Genomic DNA, 22,033 nt, shown 5'->3' on the forward strand with positions numbered 1-22,033 from the left:
AGGAGGAGGTGCTGCCGCTGCTTGAGGGCCGTCCACAGGTGGGCATCGCGGCGGTCAACGGCCCGCGTGCGGTTGTCCTTTCGGGTGCCGAGGCCGAAGTCGAAGCTCTGGCAGCGCAGTTGAAGGAGCAGGGCCACCGGACCAGCCGGTTGAAGGTCAGCCATGCCTTCCATTCGCCCTTGATGGACCCGATGGTGGAAGAGTTCCGAGCGGTTGCCGAGGGCGTGACGTACGGCCCTTCGCAGCTCGCTGCCGTCTCGACGCTGACCGGTGCGGTGGCCGACGCGGACGAGTGGGCGGATCCGGCGTACTGGGTGCGTCATGTGCGCGAGGCTGTCCGATTCGGTGAGGGTGTGGAGGCGCTGGCCGCTGCCGGGGTGACCCGGTTCCTGGAGATCGGGCCGGACGGCACCCTCACCGCACTCGCCGCCCAGACCCTGTCGGAGAAGGACCGGCTCCTGTTCAACTCCGCGCAGCGCAAGGACCGTTCGGAGCCGAAGGCGCTGCTCGGCGCGCTCGCCCGGCACCATCTGCACGGCGGCGAGCTGGACTGGTCCGCGCTGCTCCCGGGGGCGCACACCGTCGCGCTGCCGACCTACGCCTTCCACCGCGATCGCTACTGGCTCGAACGCTCCTACGCCGCCGACGGTTCGGCCGCCGAGGCGAGCCGCCACCACCACGAGGTCGTCTGGCGCTCCGTCTCCGGACTGTCCGACACCGCCCGCCTGACCGGGCGCTGGCTCTGCGTCCTCCCGTCCGCATCGCCGGACCCCGAGGCCTACGAGGCCCTGCGGACCGCCCTGGCCGACGCCGGGGCCGAACCGGTCTCCCTGACCCACGAGCCGGACGCCTCGCGGGAGGAACTGGCCGCACTCCTCACCGAGGCCGCCGAGGGCCCCGGCCTGGAAGGCGTCGTCTCCCTGCTCCCGCTGAGCGAGGGCGAGCACGAGGGCGTGCCGTCCGGGCTGCTCCACTCGGCGCTCCTGGTGCAGGCCCTCGGCGACGCCGGCATATCCGCTCCGCTCTGGACGCTCACCCGCGGCGCCGTCGCGGCCACCTCCGAGGACTCCGGCCCCCGCCCGGAGCAGGCCGCCGTCTGGGGCCTCGGCCGGGTCGCCGCCCTGGAGCACCCCGACCGCTGGGGCGGTCTGATCGACCTGCCGGAGACGCTCGACCGGCGCTCCGCGGCACGCCTCATCGGGCTGCTGGCGGGCACCCGCACCGGGGGCGAGGACCAGGTGGCGGTCCGACCGGGCGCCGCTCTCGGCCGCAGGCTCGTTCCCGCCGTCCAGGAGAAGGACGCCGGTTGGACCCCGGCGGGCACCGTCCTGGTGACGGGCGGAACGGGCGCCCTGGGCAAGCGGGTTGCCCGCTGGGCCGCCGAACAGGGCGCCGCCCACCTGCTGTTGGTGAGCAGGCGCGGTGACGAGGCGCCCGGCGCCGTCGAACTCCGCGAGGAACTCACCTCCCTCGGCGCACAAGTGACCTTCGCCGCGCTCGATCTGACGGACCGTGAGGCAGTGCGCGAACTGTTCGAGGACCACGAGGTGGATGCCGTCGTCCACACCGCGGGGGTGCTCGACGACGGTGTGCTCTCCGGGCTGACCGAGGAGCGGTTCCGCAGCGTGTTCCGCGCCAAGGTCGTCGGCGCACGGCACCTGGACGAGCTGAGCCGGGACCGCGACCTCTCCGCCTTCGTCCTCTTCTCCTCCTTCGCCGGCACCGTCGGCTCCCTGGGCCAGGCCAACTACGCCGCCGCCAACGCCATGTTGGACGCCCTGGCCGAGGAGCGCAGGGCCGCGGGCCTGCCGGCCACGTCCCTCGCCTGGGGTCCCTGGGCGGGCGGCGGGATGGCCGCCGACGCCGCGGCCGAGGAGCGCCAGATACGCGGTGGGGTGAGCCTCCTCGACCCGGCGGACGCACTGGAGGCACTGGCCACCCGCGCCACGGGCAACTCCGCCGCCCTCCTCGTCGCCGACATCGACTGGGACCGCTTCGGCCCCGCCTTCACCGCCGTCCGCCCCAGCCCGCTGCTCGCCGAACTGCACCGTGCCCCCGCCCTGTCCGAGTCCGGCACCGAGGACACCCATGGCCTCCGTGGGCGTCTTGCGGGGTTGTCGGTGGAGGGGCAGTTGCGTGAGGTGCTGGGGGTGGTGCGGTCGCGTGCTGCTGGGGTGTTGGGGTTTGCGGGTGCGGGGGAGGTGGGTGCGGAGCGTTCGTTCCGTGATCTGGGTGTGGATTCTTTGATCGCGGTGGAGTTGCGCAATGTGCTGGCGTCGGTGTGTGGGGTGTCGTTGCCGGCGACGGTGGTTTTTGATTATCCGACGCCGTTGGCGTTGGCGGGGTTTGTGCGCGATGAGGTGTGTGGGGGTGCGGTCGCGGAGGCGGCTGGTGCTGCCGTGGTGCCTGTGGCTGGTGCCGCCGGGGATGAGCCGGTGGCGATCGTGGGGATGGCGTGCCGTTTCCCGGGTGGGGTGGATTCCCCGGAGTCGTTGTGGGAGTTGCTGGTCCAGGAACGGGACGGCATCACCGACTTCCCCACCGACCGCGGCTGGGACCTCGACCTGATCTTCGGCGCCGACAAGGACAACCCCTACGCCAGTCACACCCGCAGCGGCGGCTTCCTCGACGGCGTCGGTGGTTTTGATGCGGAGTTCTTCGGGGTGTCTCCGCGTGAGGCGTTGGCGATGGATCCGCAGCAGCGGTTGCTGTTGGAGGCGTCGTGGGAGGCGGTGGAGCGCTCGGGGGTGGATCCGAGGTCGCTGCGGGGGAGCCGGACGGGCGTTTTCGCGGGGACCAATGGCCAGGACTATCCGGTGCTGCTCGGTGTCTCGGAGGGTGACTTCGGGGGCTACGTAGGTACGGGTAGTGCGGCGAGTGTGGTGTCGGGCCGTGTGTCGTATGTGCTGGGGCTTGAGGGTCCTGCGGTGACGGTGGATACGGCGTGTTCGTCGTCGTTGGTGGCGTTGCATCTGGCGGTGCGTTCGGTGCGCTCCGGGGAGTGCGACATGGCGCTTGCGGGTGGGGCGACGGTGATGTCGACGCCGGGTGCGTTCGTGGAGTTCTCGCGTCAGGGTGGTCTGGCGGTGGATGGCCGGTGCAAGGCGTTTGGTGAGGGTGCGGATGGTACGGGTTGGGGTGAGGGTGTCGGTGTTGTGGTGGTGGAGCGCTTGTCGGTGGCGCGTGCGAAGGGGCATCGGGTTCTTGCGGTAGTGCGTGGATCCGCTGTGAACCAGGACGGTGCGTCGAATGGTTTGACGGCGCCGAATGGTCCTTCGCAGCAGCGGGTGATCCGTGCGGCTCTGGCTGATGCGGGTGTGTCTGCTTCCTGTGTGGACGCGGTGGAGGCGCACGGAACCGGCACCGCGTTGGGTGATCCGATCGAGGCGCAGGCGCTGCTGGCGACGTACGGTCAGGATCGGCCGGTGGAGAGCCCGTTGTTGCTGGGTTCGGTGAAGTCGAATCTTGGTCATACGCAGGCTGCTGCGGGTGTGGCGGGTGTGATCAAGATGGTTGAGGCGTTGGGGCGTGGGGTGTTGCCCGCCTCGCTGCACGTAGGGGTGCCGTCGTCGCGGGTGGACTGGTCTGCGGGTGCGGTGCGGGTGTTGCAGGAGTCGAGTGACTGGCCTGGGGTGGAGGGGCGTCCGCGGCGTGCGGGTGTGTCGTCGTTCGGGTTGAGCGGGACGAACGCGCACGTGATCTTGGAGCAGGCGCCTGAGGATCTGTCCGGTGAGGGTGAACTCCCGCCGACTGACCACCTGTTGAGCACCGACACCGACACTGACGCAAGCGTCGATGGTGCTGGTGTTCCGGTGGTGTGGGTGGTGTCCGGTCGTGGGCGCGATACGCTTGCTGCTCAGGCTGAGCGTCTGGCTGCCTGGGTCGAGGGCCGGCCCGGTGTGGATGTGCGGGCTGTGGGGCGTGCGCTGGCCTTGACTCGTTCGGCGTTCGAGGACCGTGCCGTTGTCCGTGGCTTCGATCGGGAGGAACTGCTGGCCGGTCTGGGGGCGTTGGCGCGGGGCGAGGCCTCGCCGCGGGTCACGGTCGGCATGGTGGGTGAGGGCAGGACCGCGTTCTTGTTTGCGGGCCAGGGTGCCCAACGCCCGGGCATGGGACGCGAGTTGTACGAGGCGTTCCCTGCCTTCGCGGAGGTGTTCGACGCGATCTGCGCACAGCTCGGCGGAGAGCTGCGAGATGTCGTCTTCGGTGAGGACGCCGACCGGCTGAACGATACGGGCTGGACGCAGCCCGCCCTGTTCGCGTTCGAGGTGGCCCTGTTCCGCCTGCTCGAATCGTTCGGTGTACGGCCGGACTTCGTGGCCGGTCACTCCGTCGGGGAGATCGCCGCCGCACACATCGCGGGCGTCTTCTCCCTGGAGGACGCCTGCACCCTGGTGTCGGCGCGCGGTCGTCTGATGCAGCAGCTACCCGCAGGTGGTGCCATGTGGGCGGCGGAAGCCTCGGAAGGCGAGGTCCTGCCCCTGCTGGACGACCGCCCCACCCTCGGTATCGCGGCGGTCAACGGCCCCCGTGCCGTGGTCCTTTCCGGTGCCGAGGCCGAAGTAGCAGCCCTCGCTACCCAGTTGAAGGAGCAGGGCCACCGCACCAACCGCCTGAAGGTCAGCCATGCCTTCCACTCACCGTTGATGGACCCGATGCTGGAGGAGTTCCGCACCCTCACCGAGAGCCTGACCTACGAGACTGCCCAACTCCCCGTCGTCTCCACCCTGACCGGTGCCACAGCACAGGCGGACGAGTGGTCGAACCCGGCGTACTGGGTGCGTCATGTCCGCGAAGCCGTCCGTTTCGGCGACGGCATCGAGGCCCTGGCCGAGGCCGGGGTGACCCGGTTCCTGGAGATCGGACCCGACAGCACCCTCACCGCCCTCGCCGCCACCAACCTGCCGGAGGAAGGGGACCATCTCCTCACTCCCGCGCAGCGCAAGGACCGCCCCGAGGCCGAGGGCCTGGTGGCCGCTGTCGGGGCGCTGTTCGCCGGGGGTGTGCCGGTGGACTGGACGCCGCTGCTCGGGCAGGCGGGCGGGGCGGCGCTGCCCCTCGTACCGACCTATGCCTTTCAGCGGGCCTGGTACTGGCCCGAGCCGCGTGGTGTGGAGCCGGCCGGATCGGCGCAGGACCCGGCCGACGCCGCGTTCTGGGAGGTCGTCGAGCGCGGGGACGCGGCCGAACTCGCCGGTGTCCTGGACCTCGATGGCGAAGATCTGGACCGGGTGGTGCCCGCCCTGTCCGCCTGGCGGCAGGCGCAGCACGAGCGCCGAGCCGCGGACGGACTGCGCTACACCGTCAGTTGGGAGCGGCTCGGCCTTTCCGAGGTGCCCGCGGTGCCGGGCCGCTGGCTGCTTCTCCAGCCGGAGGGGCGGGACGAACTGCTGCCCGGCGTCGAGGAGTTCGTGCCCGGAGTGGAACGTGTGCGGTGCGGGCCGGAGGCTTCTCGCAGCGAGTTGAGTGCCGCGCTCACGGCCGCCTCGGAGAGCGGGGAGACGCCCGCCGGGGTGCTCGCCTGCCCGCAGGACGTCCGGTCCGCGCTCGCCCTGGCGCAGGCGACCGGTGATGCCGTGCCCTCGGCCCGGCTGTGGCTGCTCACGAGCGGTGCCGTCGCCCCGGGCGGCGGCAGCGAGGCCCCCGTCCGGCCCGAGCAGGCCGCCGTGTGGGGTCTGGGCCGGGTGGCCGCGCTGGAGGCCCCCGAGCGCTGGGGCGGTCTGGCCGATCTGCCCGTACACGCCGACCGCCGGGCGCTCGCCGGGCTGGCGGCCGTGCTCGTCTCCGGTGCGGAGGACCAGGTGGCCGTCCGCGGCGCCGCCGTCTTCGGCCGCAGGCTGGCGCACGCCCCGGCGGCCGCCGCCGCGGACTGGAGCGCGCCGCGCCGCGTGCTGCTCACCGGAGGCACCGGTGCGCTGGGCGCCCGGGTGGCACGGTGGGCGGTGAGCCGGGGCGCGCGGGAGCTGGTCCTCGTCAGCCGCCGCGGTCCGAAGGCGCCCGGCGCCCCGGAGCTGCGCGCCGAGTTGGAGGCCTCGGGTGCCCAAGTAGCCCTGGTGGCCTGCGACATGGGGGAGAGGGAGGACGTCGGCCGGCTGCTCGCCGAGCACCCGGTGGACGCCGTGGTGCACGCGGCCGGAATCCTCGACGACGAGGTGATCGCCGCCACCACCCCCGAGCAACTCGACGCCGTGCTGCGCGCCAAGGCGGTCGCCGCCGACCACCTCGACGAACTGACCCGTACGGCGGAGCTGACGGACTTCGTCGTCTTCTCCTCCATCGCCGGGGTCTGGGGCAGTGGCGGCCAGGCCGCCTACGCCGCCGCCAACGCCCACCTCGACGCGCTGGTCGAACGCCGCAGGACCCGCGGCCTGCCGGGGACCGCGGTGGCCTGGGGCCCCTGGGGCGGCACCGGCATGGCCGCCGAGGAGGAGGCACAGGAACTCCTGCGCCGCCGGGGCCTGTTGCCGCTCGACCCGGAGACCGCGCTGACCGCGCTGGGCAGCGCCCTCGCCGCCCGGGACACCGCGGTGGTGGTCGCCGACGTCGACTGGCCGCGGTTCGCCCCCGCCTTCACCACCGGCCGGCCCAGCCCGCTGCTCGGCGCGCTGCCCGAGGCCGCCGTCGACTCCGGCCCGCAGGGCGAGGCCGAGGGTGCCGCCGCCGCGCTGCGTGACCGGCTCGCCCCGCTCGGCGCCGAGGAACGCGCCGCCGCACTCCTGGAGTTGGTGCGGGAACGGGCCGCCGCCGCGCTGGGCCACAGCGACCCGGCGCCCGTCGCCGCGGGCCGCGCCTTCCGCGAAATGGGCTTCGACTCGCTCACCGCGGTCGAGCTGCGCAACGATCTGCGGGCGGCCACCGGCGTCGCCCTGCCCTCCACCCTGGTCTTCGACCACCCGACCCCGCTGGCCGTCGCCGCCCGGCTCCACGACGAGCTCTTCGGCGCCGAGTCGAGCGTGACGGCGCCCGTGGCCGCCGCGCCGGACACCGACCCCGTGGTCGTCGTCGGCATGGGATGCCGGCTGCCGGGCGGTGTCGACGGCCCCGACGCGCTGTGGGAGCTGCTCGCCGCGGGGGAGGACGCCGTCGGCGGGTTCCCCGAGGACCGCGGCTGGGACCTGGGGTCCCTCCTGGAGATCAGCGACACCCGTTCCGGCGGCTTCCTCTCCGGGGCCTCCGCCTTCGACGCCGCCTTCTTCGGCATCAGCCCGCGCGAGGCGCAGGCGCTCGACCCCCAGCAGCGCCTGGTCCTGGAGACCTCCTGGGAGGCCCTGGAGCGGGCCGGTGTCGCGCCGACCGGTCTGAAGGGCTCGCGCACCGGCGTCTTCGTCGGCGCGGGCGGCTCCGGTTACGCCACCGGACTGCGGGAGATCCCGGAAGGGCTCGGCGGGCACCTGCTCACCGGCCAGGCCGGCAGTGTGGTCTCCGGCCGGGTGTCCTACGCCCTGGGTCTGGAAGGCCCGGCGGTCACCGTCGACACCGCCTGCTCCTCCGCCCTGGTCGCCCTGCACCTGGCGGCCCAGTCCCTGCGCTCGGGCGAGTGCGACCTGGCGCTCGCCGGAGGCGTCACCGTCATCGCCGACCCGGGCGCCTTCGTGGAGTTCAGCCTCCAGGGCGGCCTCGCCCCCGACGGGCGCTGCAAGGCCTTCGCCGAGGAGGCCGACGGCACCGGCTGGTCCGAGGGCGTCGGCGTGCTCGTGGTCGAGCGCCTCTCGGACGCCCGGCGCAACGGACACCCCGTCCTCGCCGTGGTCGAGGGCACGGCCGTCAACCAGGACGGCGCCTCCAACGGCCTGACCGCGCCGAACGGTCCGTCCCAGCAGCGGGTGATCCGGCAGGCGCTCGCCGCGGCCGGTCTGTCGCCCTCGGACGTGGACGCGGTGGAGGCGCACGGCACCGGTACGACCCTGGGCGACCCGATCGAGGCGGGGGCCCTGCTCGCCACGTACGGCCAGGACCGCGCGGAGGACCGGCCGCTCTGGCTCGGCTCGGTCAAGTCCAACCTCGGGCACACCCAGGCCGCCGCGGGCGCCGTGGGTCTCATCAAGATGGTGCTCGCGCTGCGCGAGAACACCCTGCCGCGCACCCTGCACGCCGAGGCGCCGACCACGCAGGTCGACTGGAGCGCGGGACACGTCCGGCTCCTCGACGCACCGGTCGCCTGGCCCGGCGGGGAACGGACCCGCAGGGCCGGTGTCTCGGCCTTCGGGGTGTCCGGCACCAACGCGCACGTCATCGTCGCCGAACCCCCGTCCGTCCCCGCACCCCGCGCCGAGGCGGACGCCCCGCGGGGCGGACACCCCGTGCCGTGGCTGCTCTCGGCCCGCAGCGCCGCCGCCCTGCGCGCCCAGGCCGCGCGCCTGCTCGGCCACGTCGAGCGGCGGCCCGCGCTGCACCCGGCCGACCTCGGCCACGCCCTGGCGTTCACCCGGGCACCCCTGGAGCACCGGGCGGTCGTCTCCGGCGCGGAGCGCGGTGACCTCCTGGCCGGACTCGCCGCGCTCGCCGCGGGGGACCCCTCGCCCGCGGTCGTCACCGGCGACACCCTGACCGAGGGCGGCACCGCCTTCCTCTTCGCCGGACAGGGCACCCAGCGCCCCGGCATGGGCCGCGAACTGCACACCGCCTTCCCGGTGTACGCGGAGGCCTTCGACACCGTCTGCGGACACTTCGAGGGGCTGCTGCCGCGCCCGCTCGCCGAGGTCGTCTTCGGCACCGACGAGGCCGAACTGTCCCGTACCGAGTACGCGCAGCCCGCCCTGTTCGCGGTCGAGGTCGCCCTCTTCCGGCTCCTGGAGTCCTGGGGGGTGCGCCCCGGCCACCTGCTCGGCCACTCCGTCGGAGAGCTGGCCGCCGCCCATGTCGCGGGCGTCTTCACGCTGCCCGACGCCTGCCGCCTGGTCGCCGCCCGCGGCCGCCTGATGCAGGCGCTGCCGGAGGGCGGGGCGATGGCCGCCCTGGAGGCCGCGGAGGAGGAGGTGCGCCCGCTGCTGGCCGGACGTGAGGACGCGCTCGGCCTCGCCGCCGTCAACGGCCCCCGCTCCGTGGTGATCTCGGGGGACGAGGAGGCGGTGCGGGAGATCGCCGCGGACTTCGCGGCACGCGGTCGCCGGACCACCCGCCTCGCGGTCAGCCACGCCTTCCACTCGCCCCGGATGGAACCCATGCTGACGGAGTTCCGGGCCGTGGCGCAGAGCGTCGCCTACGCGGAGCCGCACCTGCCGCTCGTCTCCGACCTCACCGGACAGCTCGCCGCCGAGGGCGAACTCACCGACCCCGGCTACTGGGTGCGGCACGTCCGCGAGGCGGTGCGCTTCCACGACGGCCTCGCGCGCCTGGAGGCCCTCGGCGCCGACCGGCACCTCGAACTCGGGCCCGACGCCACCCTGGCCACGCTGGCCCGCGGCGCCTGGGGGACATCCGAACTGCTGGCCGTGCCCGCCCTCGACAAGGACCGGCCCGAGACGGTGTCCCTGGTGTCCGCCCTCGGAGCGCTGCACACCCGCGGCGTACCGGTGGACTGGAGCGCGGTCCTCGGCGCCCTCGCGCCCGGCTCCCGCCCCGTCGAACTGCCCACCTACGCCTTCCAGCACCGCTCGTACTGGATCACCGGCTCCGGCGACCAGGGCGACCCGGCCGCGGCCGGACTGGTGGCCGCGGCGCACCCGATGCTCGGCGCGGTGGTGCCCTCCGCCGTCGACGGGACCCTGCTGCTGACCGGCCGCCTCTCCGGCCGCACCCAGACCTGGCTCGACGGCCACCGGCTGGCCGGGCGGCCCGTCGTCCCCAGTACCGCCTTCCTCGAACTCGCCCTGCGCGCGGGTGCGCACACCGGCTGCGAGCAGGTGCGCGAACTCGTCCTGGAGAGCCCGCTCGCCCTGCCCGAAGCGGGCGCCCTCGCGCTCCAGATACGCGTCGAGGCACCCGACGCCCGCGGCCGTCGCGCCTTCGGTGTGCACGCCCGCCCGGGCGGAGCCGGGACCGACGCGCCCTGGACCCGGCACGCCGGCGGCATCCTGGCCGCCGGGCAGCCGGAAGCGGGCCACGACCTGAGCCAGTGGCCGCCCGCCGGGGCCGGGGAACTCGACACCGAGGGGCTGTACGAGCGGCTGCGGGAGGCCGGACTCGACTACGGCGAGGTCTTCCGCGGACTGCGCGCCGCCTGGCAGGACGCGCAGGCCGTCTACGCGGAGGTCGCGCTGCCCGGCGACCGCGAGGACGAGGCCGCCCGCTACGACCTGCACCCCGCCCTGCTCGACGCGGCCCTGCACCCGCTCGGCCTCGGGGCGCTCGACGGACTCGGCGAGGGCCGCGTCCTGTTCTCCGCCTCCTCGGTCTCGCTGCACGCGGCGGGCGCGACGACGCTGCGGGTGCGCCTGGAGCGCACCGGCGCCGACACCCTCGCGCTGACCGCCGCCGACACCGCCGGTGAGCCCGTCCTGCACATCGGCTCCCTCCTGATGCGGCCCGTACCCGCCGACGATCCGGGCACGGACGCACGGACGGACGTACGGGAGGACACGGCGGCCCCGGCCGAACCGCTCGCCGCCGCGCCGGTGACGGCCCCGGCCCGCCGCCGCGCCGCCACCCGCACCCAGCCGGCCGGAAGCATGCTCGAACGTCTGGCGGCCCGGCCCGCCGCCGAGCGTGAGCGCACCCTGCTGGCCGCGGTGCGCGCCCAGATCGCCACGGTGCTCGGCCACGAGGACCCCGAAGAGGTCGAGCCCGCGCGGCCGTTCACCGATCTCGGCCTGACCTCCCTCACCGCCGTCGAACTGCGCAACGGGCTCAGCACCACCCTCGGCGTCACCCTGCCCGCCACCCTGGTCTTCGACCACCCCACGCCCGCGGGCCTCGCCCGGCACCTCGCCCAGGACCTCTTCGAGGCAGCCGGGCAGGGAACCGCGGCCACCGCCCCGCGCCCGGTCGACGACGACCCGATCGTCGTCGTCGGCATGGCCTGCCGCTACCCGGGCGGGATCGGCAGCCCCGAGGACCTCTGGGAGCTGGTGAGCGCCGGACAGGACGGCATCTCCCCGCTGCCCACCGACCGCAACTGGAGCCCCGAGCGGCTCTACCACCCCGACCCGGACCACCCGGGCACGGTCTACACCCGCGAGGGCGGCTTCCTGCACGACGCCAGCCGGTTCGACCCCGCCTTCTTCGCGATCAGCCCGCGCGAGGCCCTCGCCATGGACCCGCAGCAGCGGCTCCTCCTGGAGGTCTCCTGGGAGGCGCTGGAGCGCGCGGGGATCGACCCGGTCGCCGCCCGCGGCTCGCACACCGGGGTCTTCGCCGGTGTCACCTACCAGGACTACGTCACGATCCTGGCCGCCTCCGACGACGACTTCGAGGGCTACGTCGGCACCGGCAACTCGCCCAGCGTGCTGTCCGGGCGGATCTCCTACGCCCTCGGCCTCGAAGGCCCCGCCGTCTCCGTCGACACCGCCTGCTCCTCCTCGCTGGTCGCCCTGCACCTGGCGGCCCAGTCCCTGCGCCAGGGCGAGTGCGAACTGGCCCTGGCCGGAGGCGTCACCGTGATGTCGACCCCCGGGTCGCTCATCGAGTTCAGCCGCCAGCGCGCCCTCGCCGAGGACGGCCGCTGCAAGCCCTTCTCCGCGGACGCGGACGGAGCCAGCTGGGCCGAGGGCGTCGGCATGATCGTCCTCGAACGGCTCTCCGACGCCCGCCGCAAGAACCACCAGGTGCTCGCCGTGGTCCGCGGCAGCGCCCTCAACCAGGACGGCGCCTCCAACGGCCTGACCGCGCCGAACGGTCCGTCCCAGCAGCGGGTGATCCGCCAGGCGCTGGCCGCCGCCGGTCTCGCCCCGTCCGAGGTGGACGCGGTGGAGGCGCACGGCACCGGTACGACCCTGGGCGACCCGATCGAGGCGCAGGCCCTGCTCGCCACGTACGGCCAGGACCGGGACGAGGACCGGCCGCTCTGGCTCGGTTCGCTGAAGTCCAACATCGGCCACAGCCAGGCCGCCGCGGGCGTCGGCGGCGTCATCAAGATGGTGATGGCGCTGCGCCACGGCGTCCTGCCGCGCACCCTGTACGCGCAGCACCCGACCCCGCACGTCGACTGGACCGCGGGCCACGTCCGGCTGCTGACCGAGGAGCAGCAGTGGCCCGACGCCGGGCGTCCCCGCCGCGCGGGCATCTCCTCCTTCGGCATGAGCGGCACCAACGCGCATGTCATCGTCGAGCAGCCCCCGGCCGCCGAGCCGCGGCCGGAGACCACCACCGCGCCGCCCGTCGTGCCCGTACTGCTCTCCGGCCGCACCCGGACGGCGCTGCGCGCCCAGGCGGCCCGGCTGCGCACCCACCTCAGGGCCAGGAACGAGCTGCCGCTCACCGACGCCGCCTACACCCTCGCCTGCGGGCGCCCCGCCTTCGAGCACCGCGCCGCGGTACTCGCCGGGGACGCCGCCGAACTGGACGAGGCCCTGGCGGCGCTCGCCTCCGACGGCCCGCTGGCCGGGCCCGCCCAGGTGGCCGAGGCCGTCTCCGGCGGCGCCCAGCCGGTGCTCGTCTTCCCCGGGCAGGGCGCCCAGTGGGCCGGTATGGCCCGCGAACTCCTCGACGAGTCACCGGTGTTCGCCGCCGCCGTCGAGGAGTGCGCCCGCGCCCTGGCGCCGTACACCGACTGGTCCCTGACCGCGGTGCTGCGTGGCGAGGAGGACGCCGCCGACCTCGGCCGGGTCGATGTCGTCCAGCCCGCGCTGTGGGCCGTGATGGTGTCCACCGCGGCGCTGTGGCGCTCCCTCGGGGTGGAGCCCGCCGCGGTCCTCGGGCACTCCCAGGGCGAGATCGCCGCGGCCTGCGTTGCGGGGGCGCTGAGCCTGGACGACGGCGCCCGCGTCGTCGCCCTGCGCAGCCGCGCCCTGGTCCGCATCGCCGGCACCGGCGGCATGATGTCCGTACCGCTGCCCGCCGAGGAGACCCGGGAGCGCCTGGCACCGTGGGAGGGGCGGCTCGCGCTCGCCGCCGCCAACGGCCCCTCCTCGACCGTGGTCTCCGGCGAGGCCGAGGCCCTCGACGAGCTGTACACCGCCCTCACCGGGGACGGCGTCCGCGCCCGCAAGGTCCCGGTCGACTACGGCTCGCACTCCGCGCAGGTCGAGGAGATCCGCGAGGCCGTCCTCGAAGCCCTCGAAGGCCTCGACCCCCGGGAGCCGGAGATCCCCTTCCGGTCCACGCTCACCGGCGACTGGCTGGAGAGCGCGGAGCTGGACGCCGCCTACTGGTACAACGGCCTGCGCGAGACCGTCCGCTTCGAGGAGGCCGTCCGCGGCCTGATCGCCGCGGGGCACCGCACCTTCCTGGAGGTCGGCCCGCACCCGGTGCTCGCCGTCGGACTGCGCGAGACCCTGGAGGACGCGGGCGCGGCCGGCGCCGTGCTCGGCTCGCTCCGCCGTGACCAGGGCGGGCTGCGCCAGTTCCTCACCGCCGTCGCCGACGCCCATGTGCACGGTGTCGCCCTCGACTGGGAGACCGTCTTCGCCGGTACCGGGGCCACCCGCACCGCACTGCCGACCTACCCCTTCGAGCACCGCCGCTACTGGCCGACCATCCGCGAGGGCGCCCCCGAGGCGTCGGGCGGCGCCCCCGAGGGCTCCGTCGAGGCGCGTTTCTGGGAGACCGTCGAGCAGGAGGACCTCGAAGCCCTCACCGACGCCCTCGAACTGCCCGCGGACGCCCCGCTCAGCAGCCTGCTGCCCGCGCTGTCGACCTGGCGGCGCTCCGGCCGGGAGCGCTTCGAGGCCGACGGCTGGCGCTACCGCGTCGGCTTCACCCCGCTCGCCGCGGCCGCCTCCGGTGCGCTGAGCGGCACCTGGCTGCTCGTCCTGCCCCAGGACACCGGCGGCCGCGAGGAGTTGGCCGAGGCGGTCGCCGACGCCCTCACCGCGGGCGGGGCACGCGCCGTACGGCGGGTCGTGCTCGGCGCGGACGACGTCGACCGGGCGGCGCTGACCGCGCTGCTCACCGCGGACGACGAGGCCGCCCCGGACGGGATCCTGTCGCTGCTCGCCCTCGACGAGCGCGCGCACCCCGGGCACCCCGCCGTCCCCGTCGGCCTCGCCGCCACCCTCGCCCTGGTCCAGGCCCTCGGCGACCTGGGCGTCCAGGCCCCGCTGTGGAGCGCCACCAGCGGCGCCGTCCGGGCCGGCTCCGCGGACCCCGCACCCAACCCCGCGCAGTCCCTGGTCTGGGGCTTCGGCCGGGTCGCCGCCCTGGAGCACTCCGAGCGCTGGGGCGGTCTCGTCGACCTGCCCGCCGCACTGGACCCGCGGGGCGCCACCCGCCTGGCCGCCGTCCTCGCCGACCCCGGCCAGGAGGACCAGCTCGCGCTGCGCCCCGCCGGGGTGTTCGGCCGCCGCCTCTTCCACGCACCGGGCAGCCTCGCCGCCGGACCCTCCTGGCGCCCGCGGGGCACGGCCCTGATCACCGGCGGCACCGGCGCCCTCGGCCGCCACCTGGCACGCTGGCTCGCCGACCGCGGCGCCACCCGGCTGATCCTGGCGGGCCGCCGCGGCGCCGAGGCGCCCGGAGCGGTCGAGCTGCGGGAGGAACTGGCCGCGCGGGACGTCGAGGTGGTCCTCGCCGCCTGCGATGTCTCGGACCGCGAGGCGCTGGCCCGGCTGCTGGCGGAGGTGCCCGCCGAGCACCCCCTGGACAGCGTGTTCCACGCGGCCGGCTCCCTCGACGACGGCGTCGTCGACTCCCTGGACCCGGCCCGGATGGAGCCCGTGCTGCGGGGCAAGGCCACCGCCGCCCGCAACCTGCACGAACTCACCCGGGACCTCGACCTGTCCGCCTTCGTGCTCTTCTCCTCCAGCGCGGGTGTGCTCGGCGGCGCCGGACTCGGCAACTACGCCCCCGGCAACGCCCTGTTGGACGCCCTCGCCGAGGAGCGCCGCGCCGCGGGCCTGCCCGCGACCGCCGTCTCCTGGGGGCTGTGGGCCGACGGCGGCATGGTCGGCGACGCGGCGGGCGACCGGATGCGGCGCTACGGCGTCCACCCCATGGACACCGCGCTCGCCTGCGAGGCCCTCGGCCGCGCCCTGGACCTCGACGACACCCACGTCATGGTCACCGACCTGCGCTGGGAGACCTACGCGCCCTCCTTCACCGCGCCGCGCCCGAGCCACCTCTTCGACGAACTGCCCACCGCGCACCGGGCACTGGAGGAGGCGGGCCGTACCGCGCAGCCGGAGACGGCCGGGGCCTCCTCGCTCCAGGCCCACCTCGCCTCCCGCCCGGAGTACGAACGCGCCGGAGCCGTACTGGACATCGTCCGCGGGCACCTCGCGGGCGTGCTCGGCTACGCCCGCGCCGAGGACGTGGACGCCGAACGGCCCTTCACCGACCTCGGCATCGACTCGCTCAGCGCGGTCGAACTGCGCAACGGCCTGAACCGCATCACCGGCCTGAACCTGCCCAGCACCCTCGTCTTCGACCACCCCAACTGCCGTGCCCTGGCGGACTTCCTGCTCGCGGAGGTCGCCGAGGAGACCGCCCCGGAGCCGGCGGCCGAGGCGCCGAGGGCGGTCGGCGACGGGGACGAGCCCATCGCCGTGGTCGCCATGGGCTGCCGCTTCCCCGGGGGCGTCAGCACCCCGGAGCAGCTCTGGACGATGCTCCTCGACGGCGAGGAGGGCCTGGTGCCCTTCCCCGAGGACCGCGGCTGGGACCTCGGCGCCCTCTACGACCCCGAGCCCGGCAAGCCCGGCACCGTGTACACCCGTACCGGCGGCTTCCTCGACGAGGCCGGGGGATTCGACCCGGGGTTCTTCGGGATCTCGCCGCGTGAGGCGGTGGCGATGGATCCGCAGCAGCGGCTGCTCCTGGAGATGGCCTGGGAGAGCTTCGAGCGGGCCGGAATCGACCCGCGCACCCTGCGCGGCAGCCGCACCGGAGTCTTCGCCGGTACCAACGGCCAGGACTACACCGGCATGCTCGCCGCCTCCGGCGAGGACTACGAGGGCTATCTGCTCACCGGCAACGCCGCGAGTGTCGTCTCCGGCCGGCTCTCGTACACCTTCGGTCTCGAGGGCCCCGCGGTGACGGTGGACACGGCGTGCTCGGCCTCGTTGGTGGCGCTGCACCTCGCGGTGCGTTCGCTGCGCTCCGGGGAGTGCGACATGGCGCTCGCGGGCGGCATCACGGTCATGGCCTCGCCGGGTCTGTTCGTGGACTTCAGCCGTCAGCAGGGTCTCGCCGAGGACGGCCGGTGCAAGGCCTTCGCGGACGGGGCGGACGGTACCGGCTTCTCCGAGGGCGGCGGTCTGCTCCTTGTGGAGCGCCTGTCGGACGCACGGGCGAAGGGCCACCCGGTCCTGGCGGTGGTCCGTGGTTCGGCGGTGAACCAGGACGGTGCCTCCAACGGCCTCAGCGCCCCCAGCGGCCCCGCCCAACAGCGGGTGATTCGGGCGGCGTTGGCGGATGCGGGGGTGTCGGCGTCCGAGGTGGACGCGGTGGAGGCGCACGGTACGGGGACGAAGCTGGGTGATCCGATCGAGGCGCAGGCGCTGCTTGCGACGTACGGGCGTGAGCGGGATGGGGCCGAGCCGTTGTGGCTGGGTTCGGTGAAGTCGAATGTGGGTCACACGCAGGCGGGTGCGGGTGTGGCGGGCGTGATGAAGATGGTGCTCGCCATGCGCCACGGTGTGCTGCCCGCGACCCTGCATGTGGACGCGCCGTCCTCGCATGTGGACTGGGATGCGGGTGCGGTGCGGCTGCTGGAGCACGCGCGGGACTGGGAGACGCCCGACGGGCGTCCGCGCCGTGCGGGTGTCTCCTCCTTCGGGATCAGCGGCACCAACGCCCACATCGTCCTGGAGGACGCGCCGGAGGAACCCGCCGAGGAGCCGAGCGCCGAGCCCGTCGAGCCCGGGACCGCCGAGCCCGGGACCGCGCTGCCCTGGGTGCTCACGGCCCGTACCGCGGAGGCCCTGCGGGCACAGGCCGCGCAGCTCCTCCACCACGTCCAGGACCGCCCCGGCCTCGCCGCCGCGGACCTCGGCCTCTCGCTGACCGCCTCCCGGGCCGTCTTCGAGCACCGTGCCGTGGTCCTCGGCGCCGACCCGGCGGCACTCACCGACGGACTGCGGCTGCTCGCCTCCGGTGAGACCGGTCCGCACACGGTGACCGGAGTCCACCGCGGCGAGGGCAAGCTCGCCTTCCTCTTCTCCGGCCAGGGCGCCCAACGCCTCGGCATGGGAGGGGAGTTGTACGAGGCCTTCCCGGTCTTCGCGGCGGCCTTCGACGCGGTCTGCGCACAGCTCGGCGAGGAGCTGCGCGAGGTCGTCCTCGGCGCGGACGCCGACCGGCTGAACGAGACCGGCTGGACCCAGCCCGCGCTCTTCGCCGTCGAGGTGGCGTTGTTCCGTCTGGTCGAATCCCTGGGTGTGCGGCCGGAGTTCGTGGCCGGCCATTCGGTGGGGGAGATCGCGGCGGCGCATGTCGCGGGGGTGTTCTCCCTAGAAGACGCCTGCGCTTTGGTGTCGGCGCGTGGTCGTCTGATGCAGCAACTGCCTTCGGGTGGTGCGATGTGGGCGGTGGAGGCCTCCGAGGAGGAGGTACTGCCGCTGATCGAAGGCCGCCCGCAGGTCGGCATCGCGGCGGTCAACGGTCCCCGTGCGGTGGTGCTTTCGGGCGCCGAGGCGGAAGTCGAGGCGTTGGCGCAGGAGTTGAAGGCCTCTGGTCGTCGGGTGAGTCGGCTGCGGGTGAGTCATGCGTTCCATTCGCCGTTGATGGAGCCGATGGTGGAGGAGTTCCGTGCGGTGGTGGAGGGCCTGTCGTTCGCGGAGCCGCGGATGGCGGTGGTCTCCGGTCTGACCGGGTCCCTGGCGGCTGTGGGGGAGTTGGCGGATCCGGGGTACTGGGTGCGGCATGTGCGTGAGCCCGTGCGGTTCGCGGACTGTGTACGGCTGCTTGGGGAGCAGGGGGTACGCCGCTTCCTGGAGATCGGCCCCGACGGGACTTTGACCGCCATGGCGCAGAGCAGCCTGGAGGACGTCGACGGCGTCTTCCTCGCCCCCGTCCTGCGCAAGGACCGCCCCGAGCGCGAGAGTCTGCTCGACGCGCTCGCCCGCGCCTTCACCCAGGGCGTCGACGTCGACTGGACGCCCCTGTTCGGTGACGCCGCGCGGACCGTCGAACTGCCGACCTATCCCTTCCAGCGCCGCCGATTCTGGCCCAAGCCGCCCGTGCTGCTCGGCGATGTGAGCGCCGTCGGCCTGCGCCCGAGCGAGCACCCGCTGCTCGGCGCCGCGGTCGAACTCGCCGGTGGCGACACCTGCGTACTGACCGGACGGCTCAACCTCTCCACCAGCGGCTGGCTCAAGGAGCACGCCCTCACCAGCACCGCCCTCTTCCCGGCCACCGGCTTCCTGGATCTGGCGCTCCACGCGGGCGGCCGGGTCGGCTGCGAGCGGGTCGAGGAACTGACCATCCTGGCCCCGCTGACCCTGCCCGAGCGCGGGGGCGTCCAGGTGCAGGTGCGCGTCGAGGCACCGGACGCGGACGGCTCGCGCACGGTGACCGTGCACGGGCGCCGCGAGGAGGGCGGACCGGACGGCGAGTGGACCCTGCACGTCAGCGGACGGCTCGCCGCGGCGGGCGAAACCCCGGACCAGCCCTACGACTTCACCCAGTGGCCGCCCGAGGGCGGCGAGGAGGTCCCGCTCGACGGCTTCTACGAGCGCTTCGCCGAGCGCGGCCACCTCTACGGCCCGCTCTTCCAGGGCCTGACCCGGGTGTGGACGCGCGGCGCCGAGGTGTTCGCCGAGGTCGCGCTGCCCGCCGACGCCGATCCCGCCGCCGGGGCCTTCGACCTGCACCCCGCCCTTCTCGACGCGGCCCTGCACGCCGTGATGTTCGTCCCGATGAAGGACGCCGGACGGCTGCCCTTCTCCTGGAACGAGGTGCACCTGGACGCCGTGGGCGCCTCCGCGGTACGGGTGCGCATGGTCCAGGAGGGCCCGGAAGCCGTGAGCCTCGCACTCGCCGATCCGGCCGGGCGCCCGGTGGCCTCGGTCGGTTCGCTCACGCTGCGCGAACTCACCGGCGACCTCGACGGATCCACCGTCGGCGCGCCGGAGCGGCAGGGCCTGTACGAGGTGGCCTGGCAGCCGCTGTCCCCGGCGGCCGCACCGGCCACCGGGCCCTGGACCGTCGTCGGCGGCGACTCCGCCCGCGCCCTCGCCGGAGAGCTGACCGCGGCGGGCCTGGACGCCCGGGCGGTCGCCGGTGCCGAGGCGCTCACCGAGGCCGGGGACGTCCCCGCGCAGCTCCTGTACGCGGTGCCCGCCACCCCGCCCGGCGACCCGGCCACGGCGGCAAGGGACACCGCCGCGAGCGTGCTCGCCTTCCTCCAGCACTGGCTGGAGGAACCGGCGTTCGGCGCCACCCGGCTCGCCGTGGTGACCCGCGCGGCCACCGCCACCGGTCCCGGCGCCGCCGATCCGGTGCAGGCCGCCGTCTGGGGCCTGGTGCGCTCGGCCCGCTCGGAGAACCCCGGACGGCTCGTCCTCGTCGACCTCGACGGCAGCCCGGCCTCCGCGGCGGCCCTGCCTGGCGTACTGGACGGCGAGGCCTTCGAGGTGGCCCTGCGCGAGGGTGCCGCGAGCGCCCCGGGGATCGCGCCGCTCGCCGCGGGACAGGAACTGCCGCCGCCCCCGGACACCGAGGCCTGGCGCCTGGGCGTCACCGAGCCCGGCACCCTGGAGAGCCTGCGCCTCGCCCCCTGCCCGGAGGTGCTGGCCCCACTCGCCCCGCGTGAGGTGCGCCTCTCGCTGCGGGCCTCGGGCGTCAACTTCCGCGATGTGCTGACCGCCCTCGGCATGTATCCCGGCGACGCCACGGCCATCGGCCTGGAGGGCGCCGGTGTGATCACCGAGGTCGGCAGCGCGGTGCGCCAACTCGCCCCCGGCGACCGCGTGATGGGCATGTTCGCCGGAGCCTTCGGCCCCGTCGCCGTCGCCGACGAGCGGATGGTCACCCGTATCCCGAAGGGCTGGACCTTCGCGGAGGCGGCGACCGTCCCCATCGTCTACCTGACCGCCTACTACGCCCTCGTCGACCTCGGCGGGCTGCGCGAGGGCGAGAAGGTGCTCGTGCACGCCGCGGCCGGCGGCGTCGGCTCCGCGGCCGTGCAGCTCGCCCGGCACCTGGGCGCCGAGGTCTACGGCACCGCGTCCCCCGCCAAATGGCAGGCGCTGCGTGCCGCGGGCCTCGACGAGGGGCACCTGGCCTCCTCCCGGGACCTCGCCTTCGAGGAGCACTTCCGGCAGAGTACCGGGGGCGCGGGCTTCGACCTCGTACTCGACTCCCTGGCACGGGAGTTCGTGGACGCCTCGCTGCGGCTGCTGCCGCGCGGCGGACGCTTCCTGGAGATGGGCAAGACCGATGTACGCGACCCGGAGCAGGTGGCGGCCGACCACCGGGACGTGCGCTACCGGGCCTTCGACCTCGTCGAGGCCGGTCCCGACCGGATCGGCGAGATGCTCGCCGAACTGTCCGAGCTCTTCGGCCAGGGCGCGCTGCGGCCGCTGCCCATGGCGGTGTGGGATGTGCGCCGGGCGCCCGAGGCCTTCCGCTTCCTGAGCCAGGCGCAGCACATCGGCAAGGTCGTGCTGACCCTGCCGGTCGCCCCCGACCCGGACGGGACGGTCCTGCTCACCGGCGGCCTCGGCGGCCTCGGCCGGGTCACCGCCCGGCACCTGGTCACCGGGCACGGGGTGCGGCACCTGCTGATCGCGAGCCGCCGCGGACCCGACTCGCCCGGCGCCGCCGAACTGCGCGCGGAACTCACCGCCCTGGGCGCCGAGATCACGGTCGCCGCCTGCGACATCGCCGACCGCACCGCGCTTGCCGCCCTGCTCGACCGCGTCCCGGCCGCGCATCCGCTGACCGCGGTGGTCCACACCGCGGGCGTCCTCGCCGACGGGGTGCTGTCCTCGATGACGCCCGAGCGGCTGGCCGAGGCCCTGCGGCCCAAGGCGGACGCGGTGAGCGCGCTGCACGAGCTGACCCGGGACCTCGACCTCGCCCGGTTCGTCGTCTTCTCCTCGGTGGCGGGCACCTTCGGCGGGGCGGGCCAGGCCAACTACTCGGCCGCCAACGCCTTCCTGGACGCCTTCGCCCACCGGCGGCGCGCCGCGGGCCTGCCCGCCGTCTCGCTGGCCTGGGGCACCTGGCTGCCGGACGCCGGGATGACCGGGGAGCTGACCGAGGCCGACCGGGAGCGGCACGCGCGCACCGGCATGGTGCCGCTCGGCCCCGAGCGCGGCATGCGCCTGCTCGACGCCGCCTTCGGCAGCGACCGGGCCGCGCTGCTGCCGATGGACCTGGACCCCGGGGCCCTGCGCGAGCACCACGACGTCCTGCCGGTCCTGCTGCGCGGCCTGGTCCGCGCACCGGCCCGGCGGCGGGCGGGCGCCGCGCCCGCGGCGGCCCCGGCGGCGAGCGAGCGGAGCCTGCCCGAGCAGCTCGCCCCGCTGCCCGCGGCCGACCGGGAGCAGCTGGTCCTCGACCTGGTCTGCACCCAGGCCGCAGCCGTGCTCGGCCACGGCTCCGGGGACGAGATCGACCCGGAGCAGACCTTCAAGGAGCTCGGTTTCGACTCCCTCACCGCGGTCGAACTGCGCAACCGGATCACCGCGGCCACCGGCCTGCGGCTGCCGGCCACGCTGGTCTTCGACTACCCCACCCCGCAGGCACAGGTCGCGCATCTGCTGGCCGGACTCGACCTGCCCGAACCCCCCGGCACCGCGCAGGCCCTGCTCGCCGACCTGGACCGGCTCGACACGGCCCTGCACGGCGGCGACGTGGACCCCGCCGACCGGGACCGCGTCACCGCCCGCCTGCACGCCCTGCTCGCCCGCTGGCAGGGAGAGCCCCTGCCCGAGGCGCCGTCCGCGGCCCCGGACGAGGACGAGGACCTCGCCGGAGCGGCGACCGCGGGCGAACTCTTCGACCTGATCGACCGGGAGCTCGGCGAGGCCTGACCGCCCCGCCCGACCCGGTA

1 protein-coding gene is annotated in these 22,033 nt (G+C 74.8%); it reads left to right on the plus strand.

What is annotated here, in order from left to right; all coding sequences use genetic code 11:
• The coding region (locus tag HFV08_RS31230) for a type I polyketide synthase (protein WP_446696850.1) at positions 1-22,013 on the plus strand (22,013 nt) is incomplete at its 5' end.
• Between the last annotated feature and the right edge of the window lie 20 nt (positions 22,014-22,033).

The sequence above is a fragment of the Streptomyces physcomitrii genome (genome assembly GCF_012273655.1).
Classification (GTDB): domain Bacteria; phylum Actinomycetota; class Actinomycetes; order Streptomycetales; family Streptomycetaceae; genus Streptomyces; species Streptomyces physcomitrii.